Below are 25,225 nucleotides of genomic sequence, written 5' to 3'. Positions count from 1 at the left end.
GGTTCGGTCGCTGGCTTGAGAATTTATTCAGCCAACGCTTTATTGGCAGTGGCCATCAACAAGCGGATACGATTCAATTGATTGACGATTGAGACACCTGGATCATAATCAATGGCCGCAATGTTCGCCTGCGGGTATTGACGACGTAATTCTTTCATAACACCTTTTCCTACCACATGATTGGGCAGACAGCCAAATGGTTGCAGACAAATGATATTGTTGACATTATTTTCCAATAGATCAATCATCTCACCGGTCAAGAACCAGCCTTCTCCCGTATGATTACCAATGGAAACAATCTCGCTCGCTTGCTCCGCAAGCTGATGGATCGAATGGATACCATCAAAACGCGTTGACGCCCTCAGTGCTTTATCCATCGGTTTTTGGAGCCTTTCAATCGCCATGATCGCAAAATCAGCGATCATTTTACTTTTCTTCGCCATCCCCAAATGCTCGTAGCGCCAAATCTGATTGTAGAGGGAATAATTCATGAAGCCGACAATATCTGGTACGACCGCTTCCGCTCCTTCTGCTTCTAACAGGCGAACGACATCGTTATTGGCAGTCGGTGAATACTTCACTAAAATCTCTCCCACGACACCGACACGCGGCTTCTTGATATCTCTTATCGGCACTTGATCAAAGGCTTGAATGATTTTTTTCATATTTCGATTAAACAGACTGAAGGAGCCATTGCGGACATTTTTGGCAATTTTTTCCAGCCATTCTTGATGGAGCCGATCGACAGCCCCTGCTTCTTGCTCATACGGACGGGTGCGATAAACGACCCGTTCAAAGAGATCTCCGTATAAAAATGCCACCGCCAAACGCTTCATCATCGGTAAGGTAAAGCGAAAGCCCGGATTTGATTCAACCCCGGTGTTGCCCATCGAAATAGATACCACCGGCACTTGTGGAAATCCTGCATCGTTCAGTGCTTTACGTAACAAAGGAATATAGTTCGTTGCACGACATCCGCCGCCCGTCTGAGTCATCAAAACACTGGTATTTTCAACATCATATTTTCCGCTTTGCAATGCTTCTACTAGCTGTCCAATGGAAATGATCGCCGGATAGCACGCATCATTATTGACAAAGCGTAAACCGACATTAACCGCCTCACGATCTTCACTAGGTAGACAGACCACTTGATACCCAGAAGCTTGCAAAGCAACATCGACTAACCCGCTTTGATGGATGGGACTCAACATCGGCAATAAGAGCGTGTGCTGCTTGCGCATCTCTTTGGTAAAAATAATCTTTGCCGGTTCCTCGTATTGCTTTTTAGGAACAAAGTGCTGTTTGTCCCGTTCGCTGACTGCTGCTTTCAAGGAACGCAACCGAATTCGAATTGCCCCAAGGTTCGCTCCCTCATCGATTTTCAACACCGTATATAACTTCCCATACTGCGCCATAATCTCTTCGACTTGATCAGTAGTGACTGCGTCGATCCCGCAACCGAATGAGTTTAATTGAACCAGTTCTAATTGTTTGTTTTTCGCGACCACTCGAGCTGCCGCATACAATCGCGAATGATAGACCCATTGATCCACAACCCTCAGATCGCCGACAATTGCTAAATGAGCAATACTGTCCTCAGTCAATACATGGAAGCCTTCTTGGGTAATGACTTCTGCAATCCCATGGTTGATTTCAGGATCCAAATGATATGGTCTTCCAGATAAAACGATCCCTTTTTGATTGGTCGTCATCAGCATACGTAGCGTTTCTTCTCCCCGTTGCGCAATATCTGTCTTGAACTGATCCAGCTCCTCGAAACCGCTGCGTAGGGCTTGGGCAATTTCTTCTTCTACAAAACCAAAATCTTGAAAAGTACTCGTTAAAGTTTTGACCATTGAGGCTTCATCCGCCAAATTCAAAAACGGACAGCGGTAGTCAACCGCCCCTTCACGAATCGCATCGACGTTATTACGAATCACTTCTGGATAGCTTTGCACAATTGGACAGTTAAAATGATTCTCAGCGGCAGTGTTCTCTAGTCGCTCAAAAATAACACCTGGATAAAAAATCAACGGTACGTTTTGATCAATCAGTGCTTGGATGTGTCCATGGGCTAGTTTGGCTGGGTAACAAACCGTATCACTAGGAATCGTTTCAATCCCTTGCTCATATAGTTCTTTGTTGGAACGTGGCGACAAGGTTGCTCGAAACCCTAACTTGGTGAAAAAGGTATGCCAAAGCGGATAATTTTCATAAAGATTCAATACTCTTGGCAGGCCGATTTCGCCATGGACGGCCTCTTTTTTACGTAAGGAACGGTACTTAAACAAGCGGCGATATTTTTCATCCACAAGATTGATTTTGCGGTCTTCTTTCTTGATTTTGATTCGCGCACCACGTTCGCAGCGATTCCCGGTAATAAATTTTCGACCGTCAGAAAAGAGGGTCACCGTCAACAAGCAATTGTTTTCGCATAGACCGCAATTCGTAAATTCTTTTTCTGCTTGGAAATCGGCCATTTCTGCTGGAGACAACAACGTACTAACATCGTCAAGGGCTGCTTCTTCTAAAGCGATCAAGGCGGCACCATATGCCCCCATCAAACCGGCGATCGATGGTCGAACGACTTCACGGCCGCTGATCAATTCAAAAGCGCGCAGAACCGCTTCGTTATAGAAAGTCCCTCCTTGGCAGACGATTTTCTCGCCGAGGTCTTCAGGTCGCCGAACCTTGATAACTTTATAGATAGCATTTTTTATGACCGAGTAAGACAAGCCGGCTGAAATGTCGCCAACAGAAGCCCCTTCTTTTTGGACCTGTTTCACTTTTGAGTTCATAAAGACGGTACAACGCGAACCAAGGTCAACCGGTGCTTGGGCTTTTGTAGCTGCCAACGCAAATTCTTTGACATCCTGATTCATAGATTTGGCAAAAGTCTCAATGAAGGAGCCGCATCCTGAGGAACAGGCTTCATTCAATTGAATCGAAGATAACGCGCCATCTTTAACCGTCATCGCCTTCATGTCTTGTCCACCGATATCTAGGATAAAATCAACCCCCGGCTGGAAATGTTCGGCAGCTTTGTAATGGGCCATCGTTTCCACTTCACCGATATCGACTTTCAGTGCATGTTTGATCAAATGCTCGCCGTAACCTGTGATCGTTGACTTTGCGATGTAAACGTCAGAAGGCATCTGACGATAAAGCTCTTGTAAAACCGCCATCGTTGTCGCTAACGGTTCACCTTCATTATTGCCATAGAAAGAAAACAATAATTCCCCTGCATCATTGATCAAAACCACTTTCGTTGTGGTTGATCCTGCATCGATGCCTAGATAAGCAGCGCCTGTATGCTCAGACAACGCTTTTTCTGCAGCAACCGCTTGAGCATGGCGAGCACGAAAAGCAGTCAATTCCACCTCGTCTTTAAACAATGGGGCTAATGTATCAGTTGGCGCGAGTTTGCCATCTTCTCCGTTGGCTAAGCGGGCTAATAGCACGGAAAGCTGTTGCTCTTCTTCTGCATACAGTGCGGCCCCCATCGCTACAAACAGTTCTGGGTTCTCGGGAAAAATGATGTCTGCTTCTTGCAGGCTCAACGTATCGATAAATCGTTGACGCAATTCCGACATAAACGTCAACGGTCCACCTAGAAAGGCTACCTTGCCTTTGATTTTACGACCAGCAGCCAAGCCAGCAATCGTTTGATTGACCACCGCTTGAAAGATACTCGCCGCAATGTCTGCTTTTGCTGCTCCTTCATTGATCAGCGGCTGCACATCGGTTTTGGCAAAGACCCCGCAGCGTGAGGCAATCGGATAAAGGGTTTGATAATCTTTGGCTAGTTCATTGACCCCATTGGCATCCGTTTTCAATAAAACCGCCATCTGATCAATAAACGCACCCGTTCCACCGGCACAACTGCCGTTCATTCGCTGCTCCAATGCCCCTTCAAAAAAGGTGATCTTCGCATCTTCGCCGCCTAACTCGATGGCCACATCGGTTTCGGGAATCACTGTCTCAACTGTTTTGGTACAAGCGATGACCTCTTGGACAAATGGGATCCGCAAAACTTCCGCCAGACCCATCCCACCTGATCCGGTAATCGCCAGCGCAAGCGGCTGATCTTCGATCACTTCTTGCGCTTCTCTAATGATTTTTTCCGCTGCCTTCTGGATGTCTGCATAGTGCCGTTCATATCTTGAAAAACACGTTTGATTGCCTTCATCTAACAGAACCATCTTGACTGTTGTCGACCCGACATCGATACCCGCTTTATATTTTTTCATTTGTTGCCTCCATCTAAACAACACTTTGTTGATTATCTAACAAGCCGTTTGTTATAATACTTATGTTCATTGTAATTCTTTTAATTGATAATTCAACAAACAATTCTAAGGAAGGTGTGGGATAAACAACAATTACCCGTTTTTTGTTGTTTATTTTGAAAGGAAATTCACAATATGAAAAAATTGGATTTACGTGTCAAACGAACCAATAAGTACATTATTGAAGCTTTTATCCGCTTAGTGGAAGAAAAAGGATTCGAGCAAGTGACTGTCCAAAATATCGCCGACGAAGCCATGATCAACCGTGCAACCTTTTATGCCCATTACAAAGACAAACAAGACTTGTATGAAAAGATATTTGACTTGGCTGTCGAATCATTTACCGCGATTCTTGATTTTGAAGATTTTGTTCAAGGCAATCGCATCAAAATCCGCAAAATCGAAGCGGCCATGACCGAACTTTTTTTACACATTCAAAACAATCGTTCCTTTTATTTGACGATCATGGATGCCTCTGCCATTGAGATCATCCGTAAAAAATTGGGCCTGATTTTGACTGAACGTTACCAAGAGATCTTTTCAACGTTGAGAATCACCGAAGGAGACATTGAAGTGCCCTTAGACTTCATCATTGACTATATGACCTCGATATTTGTTGGTACCTTGCATTGGTGGCTAACGGCAGAAACAACGATGACACCCGACCATCTAGCAAAACTTGTCATCAAACTGGTGGCAAACGGCCACCTGACTGTCTTGGGGATTGAGATTGAGGAATAAAAAAAGAAGCTGCGAATATGCAGTTTCTTTTTTATTCCTCAATTAGTGATTCTTTGAACGCCATTTGATCGTGTCTTTCGTCTTACGCTGTTTCGTTACTTTGATTCCTTTTGGAGCCACACGAATCGCATAATCTTCCTTTTTCACCACATCATAGACATGCTCTGCAACTTCCGTTACTTTTTCTTTTAGATTCAATTTAAATTTCATGTGTTTTCATCTCCCGAATGCTTTACTAATAGCCTATCGCAAATAAAAAAAATCTTCAACTTATAGCCCTTCATAAAAAGGATTTTTAGGGTTTTCGTTCCTCTTTATTGGACAAGCGATTTAGACGCAACCAATGCTTCGTAATGCTGAACTGTTTTTCTAGGTTTAGAAGAAAATTTGTTGAACAAACGGCACGATCTTTCCTTTTCCCCTTCACAGTTCCCTATTTCTGGCAATGTAGCATTATTGACATCCCTTTGATTTCAGGGATGTTTGCAGAAACTTATCTTTTTCATGTGCTCCTCGTTTCTTATCAAATGAGACTGAGTTTGATCGACAGATTGTCTCTAGACAGACACACTTATTTTCTAGTTTCAATAAAAAAGTGTCAGTAGAAAATCCAACGATTTCCCACCAACACAAAATAGTATAGTTTCCAACTACCACGAAGTTTGATTAATAAATTAAATAGTCAGAGGCACCAGCTTGCTTGATCTCGATCACCAGCTTATGAGGCAGGCAAATGCTCGTCTGCCCATTGCGATAGATCCAGCTGGTTTTGACAGCAATCTGGTCGGGACTATTGTCTTCACGAACTCGGATCGCGCCATCTTTGATCTCGACGATATTGTACTGACCTTCTGCTGGATAGTAGGTTTTTTCCATCGCATCGATTTCTTCTAAGTTAAAACGGTCAACCTCTTCTCCATTTATTCGCACGATTGCATACCGATCGCCGGTATCACTTTGAGCTTGCGCTTCAAATAGAAAAAGCGGTAAAAAAGAGCCAACAACTAATAGAACAAACAATAGATAATCATAGGGCTTTAATAGTTTTAAAAATGGCTGGATCGTCTTTTTCATCACATGTACGCCTTTCACTGTTCATTTTCGGAAGGTAATCGCTCTTCAAAAAAGGCAGTCAGATCAATGATCTCTTCCTCTGTGAAGGTTTCTCGTTCCCATTGGTCAAGAATTTGTTCTTGCAAAGCCAAATCCATTTCCCAAAAATGATCGATCTTCTTGAAATGCTTTGGGTCAAAGGAACGAAACACGGGGTAGATCATCAAAAATTCTTCAAAGGTAAGATCCCAGTCCTCAGTATAATCTTTAACGACCCCTTCTGACAAGGCTTTTTCCGTTGGATCGCCATTTTCTTTGATTAAACCAGCTTCGTAAAAATGGCGATAGATGGCCTCTTTGGTGATCTCTGGATGAAATTTTTTACTGTGACGGTAGGCTTCTTCAATCAATGACGGATAGATGATCTCCATTTTCCCCCTGCTTTCTGGACGGCGTCATAAGACGGCGTTAATTCTTTTCGATTGGGTGCTGTGCTTTGTATTCTGCTAAAGATACATGGTGGCTGCGCTTGAAGGTTCCTGTTGTCCCATCAAACGAAATCGCTGGGGATTTGACGCCATGGTGGGTCCGACGCTTATTCTTTTTTGCTTTTGATGTTTTTCTTGCAGGTACTGCCATGTCATTTCCAACTTTCTTTCACTTTTTCATTATGCACGCAGCTGCAATGCATTTTTTCGTTTGTTTCGTTTAAATTCATGAATGATTTTTAATGCGCGTTTCCTTGTTTTGATGTTCGGGCTCTTTAAACGTCGATACGCACTAGACAAGTCCGTTTTTTCCATGTTGACTCCTTTCTGTTACCAGCTTGCTTTTGTAACGCCGGGAATTTCTCCGAGGTGTGCATGCTTACGGAAATTGATCCGTGACATGCCGAATTTATTCATGTAGCCCCGAGGACGACCATCGATCATATCCCGTTTCTTCAAACGAGTCGGATTCGAATCCTTCGGTAGTTTGGCCAATGCTTGGGTATCTCCTTGCGCTTTTAATTCTTGACGCACTGCTCGGTATTGTTCGATCAGTTGTACTTGCTTGTTGTATTTTGCCATTTTTGATTTTTTTGCCATTCAGTTATTGTCCTTCCTATTTCTTGATTTCACGAAAAATCGCTCTGCGCCGCAACTTTGGTGAATATTTTTTTAATTCTAAACGTTCCGGCGTATTGCGCTGGTTCTTATTAGTCAAATAAAGTCTTTCCCCTGTCTCCACACATGCCAAAATAATATTGTTTCTCATAATAACCAGCTCCTTTCTCTTGCGTCACACCAAAAAAGGTTAAAGTGTAACGATTACGTTTTGTATCATATCACACTCAAACATAGGAAGCAAGCAAAACTATTTCTTCTTTTTGTTATTTAACACGTGAAGAAAACGTCATATGAATTTGTTTTCAATCGTTGCTGTCATTGGCGGCAAGGTAACAGGAACCTGTAGCTTTTGATCGCGCAAAAAAACCACCTGATCTTTAAGGAATCACTGGTCGGGCTTTTCAAGCAGCCCATGTCGTGATCCTTTATCAGGTGATTTCTTTCGGTTAATTTACTGATTTGTTCTCATGTGATGCAAGCCATTCACTGATCGCCTGCAAGCGTTCTATCCGCAAGTTCGGCAAGCCATTGCGTGATAAACCATGCGAGGATTGAGGAAACAATATCAGCTTCGTATCGACGCCTTTACGCTGCAACGCCATGTAAAACTGCTGTCCTTGTTCTTGCGGACATCGCAAATCATTTTCCCCATGGAGGACTAGCGTAGGTGTCTTGACTTGGCTGGCATAGGCCAAAGGCGACATCTTCCAAAGTCCTTCGGTCTCATCAAGTTCCCGCAACAATTGGAATTTGACGAAGGCAGGTCCAATGTCGCTCGTCCCATAAAAGCTGATCCAATTTGAGATCGAGCGTTGCGTAACTGCCGCACAAAAACGATCGGTATGACCAACGATCCAGTTGGTCATAAAGCCACCATAGCTGCCGCCAGCTACATGGATCGTGTTCGTATCGATTTCTGGATGGTTTGCCACCACGGCATCCACCCCCAACAGTAAGTCTTGATAATCTTTATTGCCATAATCACCTAAAATCGATTTGACAAACGCCTGACCGTACCCTTGCCCGCCACGAGGGTTCAACAAGATGACCCCATAACCGTTAGCGGCATGGACTTGCATCTCATGGAAAAATGTTTCCCCGTAGCAGACTTGCGGACCGCCATGGATGTACAAAATTGCTGGATGACTTTCTTGTGTTTCGGTCGGGGGCAAATACCAGCCTTGAATTTGCCAACCATCTGCTCCTTCGTACCAAAACGCTTCGGGTTTACTGATCGCTAACCTTGACATAACTGCTTGGTTGGGATCGTATAGATCAGTTACTTCGCCACTTGTTAAGTCAACCAAGCCTAAGCGACTAGGGATCGTTGGCGTCGCATAAGCAACAGCAAGTTTGGCTTCCGAATAGATCGCCGCATCAAGGATATCCATTTTTTCATCAAGCAGTTTGGTCCATTCTCCTTGGATCGAGGCGCGGTACAATTGTAGCTTGCCATGCTCCGTTACGGGTACAAGGAATGTGTCATCCGTCAACCAGGTGATCGCTACGCCGCGATTTTTTTGTTGAAAATCACTGATGATCGCATTGCCAAAAGCGATGTCAAGATCTTGGGAAAGATTTTTGACCGCTTTTGTTTTTAAGTCGACCAAAAACAAATCATCCAAGGTCACAAAACCATAGGAAAGATCATTGCCTAATAGTAATAGCTGATCATTGCGCGCTGCAGCAAAAGTATACGTTCCTTCTGGCAGAATGTTTTCTAAACTTTCTGTCTTTTTCGTCTGGCTATTTAGGAGACAAACCTTCGATCCATAGTCCCACTCGTCTTCTTCCTCTTTGTCAAAAGTGAGAAACAAAGTCTCTTGATCATCCGCTAAGCCAGAGAACACAAAGGGATACTTATGCTCAAAAATCAGTTCCGTTTCTTGTGTCGCGATCGTTTTTTTGATGATCGAATGTTTTTTTTCTTTTAAAAAGCCGACGCCATCCGCCAAATAATTGACTTTCGTAGTAGCTTTTACTTGTGGAAATTCCTTCTGCTTGTCCGTCTTTTCTTTGTCGTCTTGATCCTCTGAAACTGTCTCCTCTTGTGCCAGCTGGTAATAGATAGCCGTTGCGTCTTGCTCCCAAAAATAGTCGCCCAGACCTTTTTCAGTGACAAGTGCTTGGGGCTTGCCGCCGGATATCGGCATCGTCCATAACGTACTTTCACCTTTCTTTGGATCGGTCGTCACAAAACTGAGCCATTGCTCATCTGGCGAGACCTTTAGACTGTTGTGGGTCGTCGCTTCGGTGCCCCACTCACGCCGTTCATTGGTCTTTGCGTCAATACTATAAATCGCTGAATCATACGTGTTGGTCTCTGGGTTGACTACCGTTTCCAAGTAAAAAACCTGATTTTGCCCCACTGCAGGCTGCGCAATCGTTTTCAGTTCAAACAGTGTCTCATTCGTTATTTTTTTCATCCATTTCCCTCCAAATATACGTGTTTTCGTAGTAACTATCTACTAGTATATCAAAAGAAACGAATTTTTCTGCTTTTTTTAATAGTGAAATCCTCGCAAATTCGCAACTTCTTCAAAACCAGCCGACATCCCTGTCTGCCTTAAGATCTCCTGCCCATTTTCTAAAAGGGTCAAGGCAATTTCCGTACTGGCACTTTCGCGAATGATCCGATTCATTTGCCCAATAGAAGGTGCCCTCAAAGAATGTCCTTCTTTCGTCAAAACTTCGATCGTTAAGGACCATTGTTTTTGTTTGAGATGGATCACTAAACGGTCTTCCGTGCGTTTGACATCATGAATCTTTGCACCATGATAAGTAGCAAAACGATATTCTTGGCTCCCGGCTTGCAGAACACAAATCGTTCCCAAAAAAGCAAAACCAGCAAAGGGAATGTCGGCTGCGGAGAAAAAGAACCGAACATCTGGCGCATCAAAGCTGTTGCATTGAACCCAAATATAAGCTGCTGGAAAGGAGGTTCCCCAATCTTTTTCCAAATAACCGATCCCGTTCGTAAAATCGATTGCTTCGTCGTTCCACTGCAGCGTACCTTCTAAGGTATGACTCATGCTCAAGACCCCGTGATAACACTCCATAAATGACAGATACGAAAAAGGACCCATGATACTCGGCGCATAACGTGTCCGCTGAATCGGTTTGTGGTCGTTATACTTTACTGACCCTTGTACTTGAAGTTCGTTATTTTTTAAAGAGACTTGGATGCCTGCTTCACTAAAGATATTGTCACCAATCGTTACTTTACGCTCCTCTTCAGACACTTGAAAGTCAGTTTCTGGAAAGGAAAAGTAATGCGCACCCTCATGATTGATCACTTGAATGAATACTTCTTTGGTCCCGTCTTTTTGAATCGAAAAACCAGGAATAAAAGCATAGACTTCTTCACCGATTTGGTGTTTATGGTACCAGCCTTCAAAAAAAGCGGTCTGCTTGTCGTGGCCGTGAAAGAACTGATCTGTTGTCAACATCTTGATTTCCCTCCGTTTCTTTTTTAGTGTAGCATGAAGCAGAAAGATTCCTCAGGATAATGCTTTTTCTATGTAAAAAAAGCCAGAAACAAGTAAGACACTTGTTTCTGGCTTTGTTTATTGCTCTTTCATCACTCGTTTGAAAAATATTCTAGCAGAATAAAAAAATCTCCTAAGAAGAATTTTCTTCTAGGAGATGTTTTTATCAAATATATCAACGTTTCACCCCACGTTGATAGGAATCATTGTACGCTTGAAAGGACTTATCGTGAAGTTTAGCCGCTGCATCTGCCAACCAGTTGGCATTTCTGATCAATGCGCGGCCTTGTAAAACCAAATCCACTTGATTGGTTTGCAAAAGATATTCACAAAGATCAGGATTATCCAATAAACCGACTGCTGCTACGGGAATATCGACCACTTGCTTGATGGCTGCAGCAAAGGGCACTTGGTAGCCATCATAGATCGGAATATTAGGCTTTTTATCCACCACACCACCGGTTGAGCAATCAAGACAATCAATGCCATCTGCTTGAAGCCATTGGGCTACTTGCTGCCAATCTTCCAACGAATTTTGGCGTCCTGGTTCTTCATAGTCTGTCAGTGACAAGCGCATCCACAATGCCCCAGAAAAGACCGCCCGAACTGCTTGTACCGTTTCTTTTACAAAGCGATACCGATTCTCTAAGGAACCACCATACTGGTCGGTGCGTTGATTGACGAATGGCGAAAGAAATTGATCCATCAAGTAGCCATGAGCCCCATGAAGTTCGATCATCGCGACACCCGCATTAGCTGCTCGTTGGGCAGCCTGAACAAAACTGTCTTGCACCCGTTTGATCTCCGCCAGGGTCATTTCTGACGGTAACGGGTAGCGTTCGTTAAAGGCAACGGCACTTGGTGCCAAAGGATTGGTGGCATCAACTGCTTTTCGTCCTGCATGGCTTAGTTGGATGCCTACTTGCGCATTGAAACCATGCAGCAGTTCCACCAATTTCTTCAGTTCTGTTTGCTGTTCTTCATTCCATAACCCTAGATCATTGTTTGTGATTCGTCCGTCTGGTTCAACGGCAGTTGCTTCGATAATGATCAATCCGGCTTTGCTTAATGCTCGTGCCCCATAGTGAACAAAATGAAAGGGCTCCGCAACACCGTCTTCTTTTTTTACTTCATACATACACATCGGCGACATAACGACGCGGTTGGCCAATGTTAAATTCGCTAGCTTCACTGGTGACAATAGTTTGGACATGTTGACACTCCCTCAACGATTTTTCGCTTTGTATTTTTCTCTATATTCAGTATAAACAGCCCCTTCAAAAACACAAGCAATGACCCTTTTTCTCATTTTTAAAACAAAAAAATAGACGCATTCTGCTTGCTCCCATGACATTGGAACAATCAGCTGCCTCTTCCCACTATTATTATACCGCATCCAGAGTCAAAAAAATAGACTAGTATTTTTGGTGGATGCCCGTATAATTGAGTTACTTTGGAGAATGGATGTGAGTCTGAATGAACAACCTAAAGGCTGAAAAGAAGCATCTCGCAGACACGTACCAGCAATTGCTGACACGAAAGACAGTGCTGAACAGTTTCTTGACTGAAGGCAGAAAAAAAGATCGCCTTGCGATGCAAAGCATCGGCGAAGAAATTCGCTTAAACTTTGATAATTTTGCTGACCGTTTAGATACTTTTGCTGCCATCGAAAGTAAGAATCGTGAGATAGACCAAATGAACGCCGCTCTTCAATCTGCTGAACGTGAATTAGCTGCCATCGACCGTCTTCTGGATAGTCCCTACTTTGGTAAAATCTCCCTACAATTTGAAGATGAGGAAACGATAGAAGATTTTTACATTGGGATCAATGGTTTTGTTAATGAAAATAAGGAAGGGCTGATCTATGATTGGCGCTCCCCAATTGCCGAATTGTTCTATGCCAAACGCCTTGGTCCGGTCTCTTATCAAGTGAACAATCAGACGATTTCTGCCGTTCTTGAACAACGCCGTCAATTTATTATCGAAAAAGATCAATTGAAGCAAGCCTTTGATACCTCAGTGGCGATTCAAGATGAAGTGTTACTGGCAGCCCTTGAAGCCAATAATAGCCAAAAAATGCAGGATATCACTGCTTCGATCCAACACGAACAAAACGTCATCATCCGTGACTTAGCGCATAAAAACCTACTGGTCAACGGTGTTGCTGGAAGCGGAAAAACTTCTGCTGTCATGCAGCGGATCGCCTTTTTGCTGTACCATTTTCGTGAAGAGATGACCGCAGAGAATGTCTTGATCCTCTCCCCGAATTCGCGGTTTATTGATTATATTTCGCAAGTGCTGCCTTCCCTCGGCGAAAAAAATCCATTGACGTTGACCATGCGGCAGTTTTGCCAAGCATTTCCTAGCGTTGACTTAGAATCGGAAGAGGCTTATTTTGACCGCATCCAGCAAGCACCCAGTGAAGCAATCGAACTTTTACGCAGTGCTGACTTCAGCCGCTTTCTTCAATCCTTGAGCAAACAGCTGCCAGAAGAACTTGTGCTTCAGTTTAAACCAATCAAAAGAAAAAACGTCGTCCTTTTTTCTGAAGAAACGATCGACACTTTCTTCCAAGAAACACCGAAACAGGCACCCTTGCGCGATCGCATCCAAGCTGTCAAAAAGAAATTGGCTTACGCTTGGGAGGAACGATTGCAAAAAAATGCCTTAGCAGCGAATGTTCACGACCAAGTTCGTTCTTTGACTGAAGATGAACAACGATCCCTTTTAGGGACAGTTTTAAAAGATGATTCAGAAAAAACGATTCAGAAAGCAGCCCTTCGCCTCCTAAAGAAAAAATATGAAAAAGTTACGAAACAAATCAACGACCTTACGTGGTTTGATACGAAACAATTGTTAGCAGACAGTGCCGACTATTTTACTCATGGACAGATCGCTTTGACGCAAACAACAGATAGTTTGGATTATACTGTTTGTCTATTGCTGATACGTCATTTGGTGGCCGAAAAACAACCTGTCCCTGCTTTGCGCTATCTCTTTATCGACGAAGTCCAAGATTATACGCCAGCACAACTGCAGTTTCTATTATGTCTTTTTCCTATGACCGCTTTCACCCTCGTGGGGGATCAGCAACAGGCGATTTTTACAAGTGCCATCACCGTATCAGAAATCCAAACGATATTTCAACAACAGGCGAAATCCCTCGAAACGTATCAGCTGACTACGAGTTATCGGTCTAGCGGTGTAATCACACGGTTATTTGCTCAAATGCTACCAAAAGAAACCAATTTAAACATCTCTGCCGTTCGACCAGCAGGAAAGTTGCCACAGTTTTATGCCAATCTGACTGACGTTGCCTTGGTAGACATAGTAAAGGAACTTAAGCAGCCAGTAACGATCATCACAAAAGATAGTCGATCCAGTGAAGAGCTTAAACAATTCTTCGATAAACAGGCCGTGTCATTTCATGGAACGGTTTTACCGATTCATCTTGCCAAAGGATTGGAATTTAAGCAGGTTCTTTTATATGATGTTTCAGCAGAAAATTATCATACCGATCAAGATCAGCGGATTCTCTATACGGCGATTTCTCGTGCAATGGAAGAACTGATGGTAACTTCAAAAACGACCTTTTCACCGTTTCTCACTATTTGATAGTAGAACGAGAAACCTCCTATTTTCTATAGAATCTTGATAAGATTTGAGAGAACCCTGTCTTGTCTCTCTGGGTAATTCTCTTGTCTGACCGATTTAGAAAGCGATCGATCAAATAAAAAAGCATCAACGCGATTGCGTTGATGCTTTGCTTTTGATTTGATTAGCGATGGATGTAAGTATATCCAGATGCGCTCAATGTTGCAGTGTTTGGTCCACCAGGACTGTCAAAGCCCATTCCGCCTTGAGAGATCGTGATCGTATTGTTTGATGGGTTGTATGATTCAACATAGGCTACGTGACCATAAGTTGGATCAGCAGTCCAAACGCCACCAACTGATTGACCAGCGGCAAAGACTACCACAGCACCGGCTGCTGGTGTACCATTGACAGTGTACCCATCAGCTGCAGCTGACGCACCCCATTGGGCCCCGTTACCCCAGTAAGTACCTACCCAAGGAGCGCGGTTTTTCACGTACCAAGTACATTGACCCCAAGCATACATGTTCCCTGAGCTTGAATGATCTTTTCCGCCGCCTGTAGAAGTACTTCCGGTAGAATCATTGTTTAATGAAGAGTTTGAACCTGAGTTACTTGAACTTGAATTGCTTGAACCAGTGTTCGAAGAGCTTGTGTTCGATGAACTTGAGCTGTTAGAACTGCTAGTATTGCTTGAACTTGAGCTTGTGTTGCTTGAAGAACTACTTGTTGCTGTTTCAGTAGAAGCAACTGTATTTTCTGTCGTGCTCTCTGTTGATTGGGCAGCAGCTTCTTCTTGTGCTTCTTTCAAAGCAGCAGCTTGTCTTTCTTCTTCTGCTTTTTGAGCAGCAGCAGCTTCTTGTTGTTCTTTCAAGACACGGGCTTTTTCAGCTTCCGCTTCTTGTTTTTTCTTGTTCAATGCATCTTTGTCTTTTTCAGCAGTTGCTTGTTCTGCTGCTAAGTTTGCTTTCAAGACATTTAAATCAGCTTGTTTTGCTGCAATGGCATCTTTTTGTTGGCTAAGTTCTGCTTGGTTTGCAGCAACTTCTTGGATCTTGCTTTCGTTTTCTTTGACTTTGTCTTCAACATCTTGTTTGTCTTGTTTTTGTTGTTCAACTAAATCATTGTTTGCATTGACGATCGTTGTCATCGCTTGTACTCGACCGATAACATCCGTTAAAGAATCTGCTTCTAAAACAGCATCAATGAAATTGGTGCTTTGACCGTTAACTTGTACATCACGGGCTTGCTTTTGGATTGCTTCTTCACGTTTGGCAATACGCAATTTCAATGTTGCGATTTTGTCTTGCAATTTCTCAGCTTCTTGACCTAACTCAACTTGTTTCGCTTCTAATGAAGCAACTTTTGCACTCACTGTTTCAATTTCTGCTTCTAGAGAATCGATTTGTGATTGGGCGTCAGCTTGCTGACCTTTAAGAGAATTGATTTTTTGGTCTTGCTGCTCGATTTGATCATCAATGGAATCTGCAAATGCTAATGCAGGTGCTGCAACTGCTGTTAATGTTAGTGAACACACCATTAATGCTGATAACAAACTATTCTTCACTCGTTTTTCCTCCGACTAGCTGGTTGATTTGACAGATGAACTGCCTTTATAAAAACTTAATTTTGTCTAAGAAAGTTTAATGTTCGATTTAACGACAAATGAATTCTACCATAATGATATGACACACAGATAAAGGAAATGTTACAAAAATGTTTCAATCTAACATTGCATTTATCTCAGCGATAAATAACAGAACAATTAAAGACGGTTAAATCAATGTTTCTGAATAAAACACCGCGTTTTCTTTTCATTTTCAAAAAATGATGTTCTTTCTATTTTAGCTATTTTTATCACATAAAAGCACCCAAATAAGAGCACTTATAGTTTTTTCGGAATTATTTTAACAAGAAAAACTATGAAAACAAGAAATCTTTCAAAAAAAGACCCTTTATGTGACAAGATTCCTTTTCCTTCCTATAATAAATAAAACAAGCGAGGAGGGAATCGCGATTCGTACACACAAAAAATGGTTTTGGCCATTGGCACTTCTTACACTTTTTGTCACCTGTTTCCTGTTATTCTTTCAATTTCGTAAGGTGCATGAAGCCGATACACCTTTGCAACAGGCAAGCAACAGTGAGTTTTGGCTCTTAAGTGATATTCATTTTCTTTCCTCCACGCTTCATGATAATGGCGAAGCCTTTCAGACCTTCACGCAAGGAGCTGCTGGCAAAGAGATGATGTATCAAGAACAATCAATCGAGGCCTTCACCGCTCAAGCCTTAAAGGAGAAACCAACGGGAATTATTTTGACCGGTGATATGACGCTCAATGGCGAGAAAGCAAGTGCTCAAGAGTTGGCAAGATTGCTTGAACCATTGCAAGAAGCTGGCATTATGGTTTTATCATTACCTGGCAACCACGAGATTTACAATGGTTGGGCGCGAGCATTTCAAGGTGAAAAGGAATACTATGCCGATCAAATCAGTCCTGAGAATTTTCAAACGATTTTTGCTGAAGGTTACGAAAAAGCCAACAGTATCGACAAGTCTTCCCTTAGCTACAGCATTCAGTTAAATGACAAGTATCGCCTCTTTTTACTAGATTCATGTATCTACGATTCTGAGGTTAATTGGGATGATCCTACAACGAATGGTGAGTTGAAACCAGCTACTCTAACCTGGTTGGAGGAGCAATTAACCCTGACAAAAGAAGCAGAGCAAGTACCACTGGTCTTTTTACATCATAACTTGTTTGGTCATAATAAATTGTTACAAGACGGTTATGTTCTCGATAATGCCTCCGAAACTGTCGCTTTGTTGGACCGTTTCAACGTGCCAGCCGTTTTCTCTGGTCATATCCACATTCAAGACATTAACGAAGGGAATGATTCGCTTTATGAAGCAGTCACTGGGTCTTATTCAACAGCAGAATTAGGCTACGGCGTCCTTTCTCTTTCTGACAAGGAAATCGACTATGAAGCTCGTCAAATTGATCTAGATGCTTGGGCGGCTGAAACGAAGCAAACTGATGAACAGTTACTGGACTATCAAAACTACCAGAAAAGTATTTTTGAAAATGACACCGACCAACTGGTCCGCGACCAATTGTCCGCCGTGTCTGAACTGTCAGAAGCCCAGATCACACAACTTTGCACGTTTGTCACGAAGCTGAACACGGCCCTTTTTACTGGCAATGATACTTACTCAGTCGAGGAAATAGCTGCCATCAAAGACTCCGAGGAGTATCAGTGGTTAGCGACCTATTCTTACTTTTTGAAGCAATATGTCGATTCAATGCTCGACGATCAAACCGATGATCGCAAGCTGACGATCCCCCTCAAAGCAGAATAAAGCCAAAAAGTGTCTTCTTCCTTTCTTTTAGGAAAAAGACACTTTTTCTTTTCTAATGAACGATAGCCCTCTCGTTTGGGTAAACGAGAAGGCTATCTGACGAGTCAATATTTATTCTTTGAAAGTGCAGCATACTATTACTACTATTATTTATTTCTCATTTAAACGATACAATCCCTAACCTCTATTGTATCCTTGTAACTCTGAAGTTACGCCAGGTTTGAATAAATTTCTTCAAAACAAGTAACGTGTGGTACAAAAATATTTGTCGCTTGTTAATAACAATACCACGAGACAGAGTGCAAATGGAAGGAAACGTACTTATTCTTAAACATTACTTAAACAAAAAGCTTTGTTTTCATACAGTGTTGCCCTTTAAGAATTTTACGTGAAGCGATTAACCTTCCTGTCATGCATATCTGCTAACCATTCCTATACGGGAATTCCTTTTATTCAATAGGCAAGTCGTGCTGTTTTAAAAAAGATAATTTATCCCAGTAGCCTCTTTGAAATAAAATTTTATCATTTACTATTTGAAAAAAACCGCAGCCTCTCAAACCTAATGGGTCACGCCACTCTAAAATTGCCCATTGTCCATCTTCGAAAATGTTCTCAACGATACAAACCATTTTTGCGTTAGAAAAATCTTGCTCAAACATCTGCTTTATCGCTTCTTTCCCAATAACTGGCTCATTGGCAACCTGATGGTTTATTGCATTGTCATCATATAATTCTGAAATACATTCTACATCTGCTTGATTAAACGCATCAACCCATTGGCAAAGTATTTCTTTTGGCTTCATATAGATTCCCCCTCGATAGGTAATCATCTTTGTTCCCATCTGCAATAAAAAAAGTATCTAATTTGTATCAATATATTCTACTTTTGCAATTGATTCAAGACAATATCGATGAAACGAATAAGAATTATCGATATTGCACATCGATTACTCTTGTATAAGTACGGGGGACCATACATTGAATCGTGGCATTTTCCACTGTACTTGTTTCTTTATTCTATTCAAATGAGACATGCCATTTGAATCACTTGCGATCAGTGATTTTATTGATAGCGATGCTACTAAACCTGTTCAATCACTTTTTCATTTACTGTGAAAAGCATTTATTTATTGAATACGGTATAGTGCCCTCTTTCTCTTTTCCTCTTTTTATACGCTTATCATCGAATGAGAAATCATGGATAAGTAAAACACAACGCTTAGGGTTAGTTGACTATCGAAAGCAAAGATGTACTATTTACCATGTTAGGCTCTCAAATCCTGCAACTATTCTCTTGTAGCAGATCATCAAAACCCTATCCATTTCAATACTTACATAAAATAAAACAAAAAAAAGCGAGAACCCAATGGATTCTCGCTTGTTAACGTCAATTAACCTTTAACGATGTTTGTTGCTTGTAAGCCACGTTGGCCTTCTTCAACGTCGAAAGTCACTGCTTGACCTTCTTCTAAAGTTTTGAAGCCGTCGCCTTGGATAGCTGAGAAGTGAGCAAATACATCATTGCCGTCTTCACCTGTAATAAATCCAAAACCTTTATCTGCATTAAACCATTTTACTGTACCGTTATTCATAAACGTATACCTCCATATTACACATCGACTGTGTTTATTTGTTTGTAATAGAAAATGATGTGTAATTGAAGTGTGTATCAATAGAAAAGATAAACAAGTATTAACATATCAGAACTTTACCTATTCATCATAGCACGGTTAAAATAAAATAGCAAATAAATTTGGGCTTTTTTCTTGATAAAAAGCTAAATTGTTAAGAAACCTTATGATTAAGCCTAGGAATTGCTTTATCTGGAAGAATCAAAAATCAAAGAGTTGCGCCGTTTGAAGCAATTACTTTTTTGTACCAATCAAAAGATGCTTTCTTGATGCGTTTCTTTGTGCCATTGCCTTCATCGTCTTGGTCGACGTAGATAAAACCATAGCGTTTCGACATTTGTGAGGTCGAAGCACTGATGATATCGATGCAACCCCATGCCGTATAGCCAAAGACCTCGACGCCATCATGTAACGCTTCATTGATTTGTTCAATATGCTGACGCAGATAGTCGATTCGATAAAAATCATCGATGGTGCCATCTTCGTTTACGACATCCTCTGCTCCCAAACCGTTTTCGGCAATAAACAAAGGTTTTTGGTAGCGGTCATAGAGTTGATTCAATGCTGTTCGCAACCCTTTGGGATCGATCTGCCAACCCCATTTACTGCTTGGCAAATAGGGGTTTTTGATCCCACCAGTAATCAAATTCCCGACAGCACTTTCCAATCGTTCTGGATGCGCGCTGACTGCACTGGACATATAGTAACTAAAGGAAACAAAATCCACAGGGTTTTCCCGGATGACTTCTAAATCTCCTGGTTCGATCACCAATTCCACTCCTTTTTCTTCAAACATGCGGTTGGCATATGCTGGATAATAGCCTCTTGCCTGCACATCACTGAAAAAGAGTGAGGTTCGTTGACTTTCGACTGTTTTTTGGACATCATCTGGATCACAGCTGTACGGCGTTAATAATTGATAGCTGATCATACAGCCGACCTTGGCATTGGGAATCAATCGATGGCAAAAGTCAGTCACGATTGCGCTGGCGACAAATTGATGGTGCGCCCCTTGGTACTTGTCTTGTTCAATATTTGGATGGCCTTCTTCAATGATCCCAACACTAACATATGGATGGTGTTTGACACAGTTGATTTCATTAAAAGTCACCCAGTATTTGACTTTCTTTTGGTATCGCTCAATCACCGTCTTGGCAAAACGGACATAAAAGTCGATCACTTGCCGATTCGGCCATCCTCCATACTCAGTCACTAAATACAAAGGCATCTCATAATGGGATAGTGATACCACTGGTTCAATCCCATACTTCAAACATTCATCAAAGACTGCGTCGTAAAATGCCAATCCAGCTTCGTTTGGCTCTACCTCATTCCCCTTTGGAAAGATCCGTGTCCAAGCAATTGACATCCGATAGGCTTTGAAGCCCATCTCAGCAAATAAGCGAATATCTTCTTTAAAGTGATGATAAAAATCGATGCCCTGTCTTTTCGGATAGTATTTCGTGCTGTTAGAATCTTGTGCTTCTGCAACTTGCTGATGAGTCATCATATGCCATTGGTCAGTCCAACGTTCTTTCGGCATTGAGGAATCGAACAGATAGACATCAGAAACCGACAAGCCTTTTCCATCGATCCCAGAGCCTCCTTCAACTTGGTTGGCAGCTGTTGCTCCCCCCCAGAGGAAATCTTTTGGAAAATAACTTTTCATTTTACTTGCCTCCTTTCAAAAATGATTCGTACGCCAACGCTTCCCCATTCGTGGCGATCACTTGCTGATAATACGCAAAACTAGCTTTTTTCTTGCGGGAAAGATCTCCGCTACCATCATTTTGCTTATCGACATAGATAAAGCCGTATCGTTTTTCCATCTCTCCTGTCCCCGCAGAAACGATATCGATCGGTCCCCACCATGTATAGCCTAGAATCGTTGCGCCATCTTTGATCGATTCCGCCATTGCCTTTACATGGTCTTTCAAATAAGCCATCCGTTCTTCATCGACGATCGATCCATCTTCATTGACAACATCCTTTAAACCAATTCCGTTTTCAACGATAAATAATGGTTTTTGATAACGATCAGTCAATTCGCTGCAAACATAGCGTAATGCCAACGGATCGATCGGCCATCCCCAAGCAGTTTCTTTTAGGTAAGGATTCTTTTTCCCCAATAATCCGCCAGTATTACCTAAAATTTTCATGCCCGCTTCATGTAATGAGCTGCGGTAAAAACTAAAGCCTAAATAATCGCAGGTCCCCGCTTTAATGATCGCTAGATCTTCTTCTGTAATGTCCAGCAACAGATGATTATCCTTCACGATGCGGTCGAAGTATTCAGGATACGCTCCTCGCAATTGCACATCACTATAAAACAAAGAACGACGGCGCAGTTGATACGATTCAAAAACATCTTGCGGGTTGCACGTTGCAGGATAAATCGGACTCAGTGACAGCATACAGCCAATCTGATTGTTTTCATCTACTGCCTTCCCATTCAGAACTGCTTTGGCACTTGCAACAAACATATTATGACTCGCTTGATAAAGTGCCTGTAATTTTTCTTCTTCAGTCTCGAAAGAAAACACATCGATACCTGCTGCGAGTAAAGGGATCGTATGGGTATGGTTGATTTCATTGAAAGTCATCCAATATTTCACTTTCCCTTTATAGCGTGCAAAAACCACTTTTGTATACCGATCAAAAAAATCGATCAGTGCACGATTTTGCCAACCACCATATTTCGTTACCAAATGCAGTGGTGTCTCAAAGTGAGCTAACGTAACAACTGGTTGGATCCCTTTTTCATTCAAGGCATCAAATAAATCATCATAAAATTGTAAACCTGCTTCATTCGGTTCCGTCTCATCCCCATTCGGAAAAATGCGACTCCAAGCAATTGAGGTACGCAAACACTTCAAGCCCATTTCCGCAAACAGTTCAATGTCTTCTGGGTACCGATGATAAAAGTCGATGGCTTCATGGCTCGGATAAAAGTTTTCCTCTTCAAGCTGCAGTGAAACTTGCTCAATACGTTTTTCACCAACTGGTAAAATATCTGCTACGCTTAATCCTTTTCCTCCTTCCAAATAAGCTCCTTCGGCTTGATTTGCGGCGATTGCGCCGCCCCATAGGAAATTTTTTGGAAATACACTCATGAAATCGCTCCTTTTAATAAATCATTTGCTACCAATGCGGTAACGTCTTTTTTCGCTTGATCCACAACTGTCAATGCATCTTCTTTGATCACACTGGTAAAGACCAACATGGTTGTCGGATCATATCCTTTTTCAATAATTTTTGCTAAGTCAAAGGTGCCAATTTTTTGCCCCTTCACGACTTGATCCCCTTGTTTCACCGAAATCTCAAACACGCCTTTTGCTAAATCAACCGTGTCTAAGCCGATATGAACCAACACTTCCGTCCCAGCAGCTGATTGGATCCCAAAAGCATGTCCAGTTGGAAACACTGTCACAACCGTACCAGTAAGTGGCGCATAAATATCGCCGGCTGATGGATAAACGGCTAATCCATCTCCCATTGCTCGAGAAGAAAATACTTCATCTTTGACATCATCAAGCGTGATCGCTTCACCAGCAACTGGTGTCATCACTTGCAACCCTGCCCCTTCTTCTAAAACAGGTTCTAGCGTTTCTTCAAATCCTAATACATAGGTCAAAATAGCAGTACCGAAGAACGCAAAGGCAATGCCGATCAAATAGTACACAAAGGTGTCCCCAAAGAAAGCTGGCAATGTCGTCAATGCTGGAAAAACATAGACGATGGCCTTGGTTTGCATCATGCCCATAAACGCACCAGCAATGGCACCAACGATGGTTTGAGCAATCAACGGCTTTTTAAATTTTACCGAAAGTCCATAGACGATGGGTTCTGTAATTCCTCCAAGCAATGCTGGAAGCAAGGAAGATAGCGCCAGACCTTTGGTTTCTTTTCTGCGAGAGCGTAAAAATACACCTAAAGCAACCCCAGCACTCGCAAATGTTGCTGCTGCGATCATCGGGCGCAGCGTATCATAGCCATATACCGCTAGGTTATTGACCATGATCGGTACAACTCCCCAATGGATCCCGATCATTACTAAGAATGTCCAACCGCCACCGATCAACAAGCCAGCCAACAGCCCACTCTTATCGCTGATAAAGTTCATGGCATTGCCTAAACCGTCCCCAAGCATTACACCGACCGGTCCAATGATCAAAACAGTCAGAGGCACCATGATCAAAAGAGCCACTAGCGATAGAGCAAAAATCTCGATACTCTTAGGAATGATCCGTTTGAGTAGGCGTTCCAAGTGCGAGTAGATATAGATCGAAACGATCGCTGGAATCACGGTACCCGAATACCCCATCAGCACAGCTGGGATGCCAAAGAAATCAACCGTCACACCGTTTTCCGTCACCATTGCTGTAAAATTCGGCTCCAGCAACGCCCCAACGATTGCTAAAGCAATAAACATATTGACTTTGAAAATCCGCGCTGCACTGATCGCTAAAAATAAAGGCAAGAAATAAAAGACACTATTGCCAGCAGCAGCTAATATTTTATAGGTGCTTCCTTCTGCGTCCATCAAATGATAGGTCGTAAAAACAACTAGTAAAGCTTTCAACATCCCTGCCCCTGCAAGCGCAACAATGATTGGATTAAAGATCGCAGACAATACATTGAAGAATCGGATAAATACATTGCCTTGTTTTTCTGTTGATTCTTCGGCATCTCCATCACTTTCCAAAGCGTTTTGGATCGAATACTTGCTCATGATCGTTTGAAAAACATCTGCCACATGATTCCCGATCACGACTTGAAACTGGCCATTTCCTTCAATGACTGACAATACCCCATCAAGCTGCTGAATTTTGTTCTTATTTTTTCGTGCCAACTCGACATCTTTCAACTTAAAACGCAATCTAGTGATGCAATGATACAGGCTAACGATATTTTGTTCCCCACCGACCTGTGCTATAATTTCACTAGCAAGTTTTGAATAATCTTTTGCCAAATGACTCACTCCCGTGTTTGATTTATAAAGCGCTTTATGGCGTTACTATAGCAGATTTTTTTCTCACACCTGCGAAAGTTCGCAATTTGGAAACTGCTTACAAGAAAGGAAAGAAAATGGGCCTCTTAATCATTCGTTTATTGAATCTTTTAAATAATGCACCCACTGATTCCACCAACTACTATATCGGTTTGACCATGATCAACTATTACGATCAGATCCAAACTCTAAGTATTGGTGAATTCGCCGCTCTTTGCCATGTGTCAAAGTCAACCGTTTCAAAATTCGCCCGTACCTTAGGCTTTGATGACTATGGTGATTTAAAAGACAACGCAGCTTTCATCGAGAACCGCTTCAACAATCCGCTAAATTATCGCTCGAATATTTTGTCTGCTTTGGAGCAAGAAGGCGTAGACTCCTATTTTGACGCAGTGATACAAGACATCGATTATCTGCGGCATCATCTTGATCTGCCAGCCATCGAACGGGTCGCACAAGCAATTGTTTCGCATAAAAATGTCTTTGCTTTTGGAATATTATTCTCAGAATCGGCTGCTATTGATTTCCAGATCAAACTAGCTTACAACGGCAAGTTCATTCGGACCTTCCAAGACGATCTCGTACAGGAAGAAATCATCAAATCTGCCGATGAAGAATCGCTTTTTATTATTTTTACCAATTCCGGTGACTACCTGACCAAGCAACAAATTCGAAATGGAACGCCTCGAAAAGATTTCTTTGATCGAACCAAAGCCAAAGTCATCGTGATCACCGCCAACCCACAGATCTCGGAACTTCCCTTTGTCCAAGAAGCAATCATCTTCCCTCATCAAACCCATTTCCAAACCCATGCCTTTATGTATCAGTTCATCATGGATTTGATCGTATCGAAGTTCAAGCAGTTGACTGATCGAAAGCGAATGTAGTAATGACCCTCCATTATAGAAGAAGTGCATTTCTTCCATAATGGAGGGTTCTTTGTGAATGA

General features: G+C 42.2%; 21 protein-coding genes. 4 read left to right on the top strand and 17 right to left on the bottom strand.

Annotation, left to right across the window (positions count from 1 at the left end; all coding sequences use genetic code 11):
- Nucleotides 1-23: 23 nt before the first annotated feature.
- Entirely contained in the window at nucleotides 24-4,250 is a 4,227-nt protein-coding gene (locus tag A5877_RS13090; RefSeq protein WP_086316957.1) for a 2-hydroxyacyl-CoA dehydratase, read from the bottom strand.
- Nucleotides 4,251-4,424: 174 nt separating this feature from the next.
- Here A5877_RS13090 and A5877_RS13085 point away from each other — a divergent pair, with 174 nt between their 5' ends.
- Nucleotides 4,425-5,030 carry a TetR/AcrR family transcriptional regulator gene (locus A5877_RS13085; protein ID WP_005237309.1) on the top strand — a complete coding sequence of 202 codons (606 nt, stop codon included), beginning with the start codon at nucleotides 4,425-4,427 and terminating at the stop codon, nucleotides 5,028-5,030.
- Between the two features lie 42 nt (nucleotides 5,031-5,072).
- Here the strand turns inward: A5877_RS13085 and A5877_RS17225 are convergent, their stop codons facing one another.
- The 10 genes from A5877_RS17225 to A5877_RS13035 form a co-directional block, all read right to left on the bottom strand.
- A complete protein-coding gene (locus A5877_RS17225; RefSeq protein WP_005237320.1) occupies nucleotides 5,073-5,240 on the bottom strand; it encodes a hypothetical protein in 168 nt (55 codons plus the stop codon).
- Between the two features lie 456 nt (nucleotides 5,241-5,696).
- Entirely contained in the window at nucleotides 5,697-6,104 is a 408-nt protein-coding gene (locus A5877_RS13075; RefSeq protein ID WP_005237322.1) for a NusG domain II-containing protein, read from the bottom strand.
- 14 nt (nucleotides 6,105-6,118) lie between these two features.
- A complete protein-coding gene (locus tag A5877_RS13070) occupies nucleotides 6,119-6,514 on the bottom strand; it encodes a hypothetical protein (protein WP_008377307.1) in 396 nt (131 codons plus the stop codon).
- Nucleotides 6,515-6,551: 37 nt separating this feature from the next.
- Entirely contained in the window at nucleotides 6,552-6,722 is a 171-nt protein-coding gene (rpmF, locus tag A5877_RS13065; protein WP_005237324.1) for a 50S ribosomal protein L32, read from the bottom strand.
- A 29-nt stretch (nucleotides 6,723-6,751) separates the two neighbouring features.
- Complete coding sequence (locus A5877_RS13060; protein ID WP_005237325.1) at nucleotides 6,752-6,886, bottom strand: putative metal homeostasis protein; 135 nt, start codon at nucleotides 6,884-6,886, stop codon at nucleotides 6,752-6,754.
- Between the two features lie 15 nt (nucleotides 6,887-6,901).
- Nucleotides 6,902-7,171 (bottom strand): 30S ribosomal protein S14, encoded by a 270-nt coding sequence (gene rpsN, locus A5877_RS13055; RefSeq protein WP_005237326.1) that lies wholly within the window; start codon nucleotides 7,169-7,171, stop codon nucleotides 6,902-6,904.
- A 16-nt stretch (nucleotides 7,172-7,187) separates the two neighbouring features.
- Complete coding sequence (rpmG, locus tag A5877_RS13050) at nucleotides 7,188-7,340, bottom strand: 50S ribosomal protein L33 (RefSeq protein WP_005225339.1); 153 nt, start codon at nucleotides 7,338-7,340, stop codon at nucleotides 7,188-7,190.
- 298 nt (nucleotides 7,341-7,638) lie between these two features.
- Nucleotides 7,639-9,618, bottom strand: a complete 1,980-nt coding sequence (locus A5877_RS13045) for a S9 family peptidase (RefSeq protein ID WP_086316956.1) — start codon at nucleotides 9,616-9,618, stop codon at nucleotides 7,639-7,641.
- A 78-nt stretch (nucleotides 9,619-9,696) separates the two neighbouring features.
- Nucleotides 9,697-10,641 carry a tocopherol cyclase family protein gene (locus tag A5877_RS13040; RefSeq protein ID WP_086299187.1) on the bottom strand — a complete coding sequence of 315 codons (945 nt, stop codon included), beginning with the start codon at nucleotides 10,639-10,641 and terminating at the stop codon, nucleotides 9,697-9,699.
- Between the two features lie 214 nt (nucleotides 10,642-10,855).
- On the bottom strand, nucleotides 10,856-11,893 hold the full coding sequence (locus A5877_RS13035) for an NADH:flavin oxidoreductase/NADH oxidase (RefSeq protein ID WP_086316955.1): 1,038 nt from the start codon (nucleotides 11,891-11,893) through the stop codon (nucleotides 10,856-10,858).
- Nucleotides 11,894-12,156: 263 nt separating this feature from the next.
- On the opposite strand from A5877_RS13035, the gene A5877_RS13030 reads away from it, so the two are divergent.
- Nucleotides 12,157-14,295, top strand: a complete 2,139-nt coding sequence (locus tag A5877_RS13030) for a UvrD-helicase domain-containing protein (RefSeq protein ID WP_086316954.1) — start codon at nucleotides 12,157-12,159, stop codon at nucleotides 14,293-14,295.
- Nucleotides 14,296-14,458: 163 nt separating this feature from the next.
- Here the strand turns inward: A5877_RS13030 and A5877_RS13025 are convergent, their stop codons facing one another.
- Nucleotides 14,459-15,841 (bottom strand): CHAP domain-containing protein, encoded by a 1,383-nt coding sequence (locus A5877_RS13025; RefSeq protein ID WP_254907487.1) that lies wholly within the window; start codon nucleotides 15,839-15,841, stop codon nucleotides 14,459-14,461.
- A gap of 392 nt (nucleotides 15,842-16,233) precedes the next feature.
- Here A5877_RS13025 and A5877_RS13020 point away from each other — a divergent pair, with 392 nt between their 5' ends.
- A complete protein-coding gene (locus A5877_RS13020; RefSeq protein WP_086316953.1) occupies nucleotides 16,234-17,634 on the top strand; it encodes a metallophosphoesterase in 1,401 nt (466 codons plus the stop codon).
- Between the two features lie 449 nt (nucleotides 17,635-18,083).
- Here A5877_RS13020 and A5877_RS13015 read toward each other — a convergent pair whose 3' ends face one another.
- From A5877_RS13015 to A5877_RS12995, 5 genes are all read right to left on the bottom strand, one after another.
- The gene (locus tag A5877_RS13015; protein ID WP_005237337.1) at nucleotides 18,084-18,437 is read right to left on the bottom strand and encodes a nuclear transport factor 2 family protein; all 354 of its coding nucleotides are present in this window, start codon (nucleotides 18,435-18,437) and stop codon (nucleotides 18,084-18,086) included.
- 588 nt (nucleotides 18,438-19,025) lie between these two features.
- The gene (locus A5877_RS13010) at nucleotides 19,026-19,226 is read right to left on the bottom strand and encodes a cold-shock protein (protein WP_005225331.1); all 201 of its coding nucleotides are present in this window, start codon (nucleotides 19,224-19,226) and stop codon (nucleotides 19,026-19,028) included.
- Between the two features lie 247 nt (nucleotides 19,227-19,473).
- Nucleotides 19,474-20,934, bottom strand: a complete 1,461-nt coding sequence (locus tag A5877_RS13005) for a glycoside hydrolase family 1 protein (RefSeq protein ID WP_086316952.1) — start codon at nucleotides 20,932-20,934, stop codon at nucleotides 19,474-19,476.
- A gap of 1 nt (nucleotide 20,935) precedes the next feature.
- A complete protein-coding gene (locus A5877_RS13000; protein WP_005237340.1) occupies nucleotides 20,936-22,378 on the bottom strand; it encodes a glycoside hydrolase family 1 protein in 1,443 nt (480 codons plus the stop codon).
- A complete protein-coding gene (locus tag A5877_RS12995; RefSeq protein WP_086299180.1) occupies nucleotides 22,375-24,246 on the bottom strand; it encodes a beta-glucoside-specific PTS transporter subunit IIABC in 1,872 nt (623 codons plus the stop codon). The genes A5877_RS13000 and A5877_RS12995 overlap by 4 nt, the downstream gene beginning before the upstream one ends.
- 107 nt (nucleotides 24,247-24,353) lie before the next feature.
- On the opposite strand from A5877_RS12995, the gene A5877_RS12990 reads away from it, so the two are divergent.
- Nucleotides 24,354-25,163 (top strand): MurR/RpiR family transcriptional regulator, encoded by an 810-nt coding sequence (locus A5877_RS12990; RefSeq protein WP_008377267.1) that lies wholly within the window; start codon nucleotides 24,354-24,356, stop codon nucleotides 25,161-25,163.
- The last annotated feature ends 62 nt before the right edge of the window (nucleotides 25,164-25,225 follow it).

This window comes from Enterococcus sp. 3C7_DIV0644 (assembly GCF_002141235.1).
Classification (GTDB): domain Bacteria; phylum Bacillota; class Bacilli; order Lactobacillales; family Enterococcaceae; genus Enterococcus_D; species Enterococcus_D entomosocium.
This window is presented reverse-complemented; position numbering and strand designations above follow the sequence as displayed.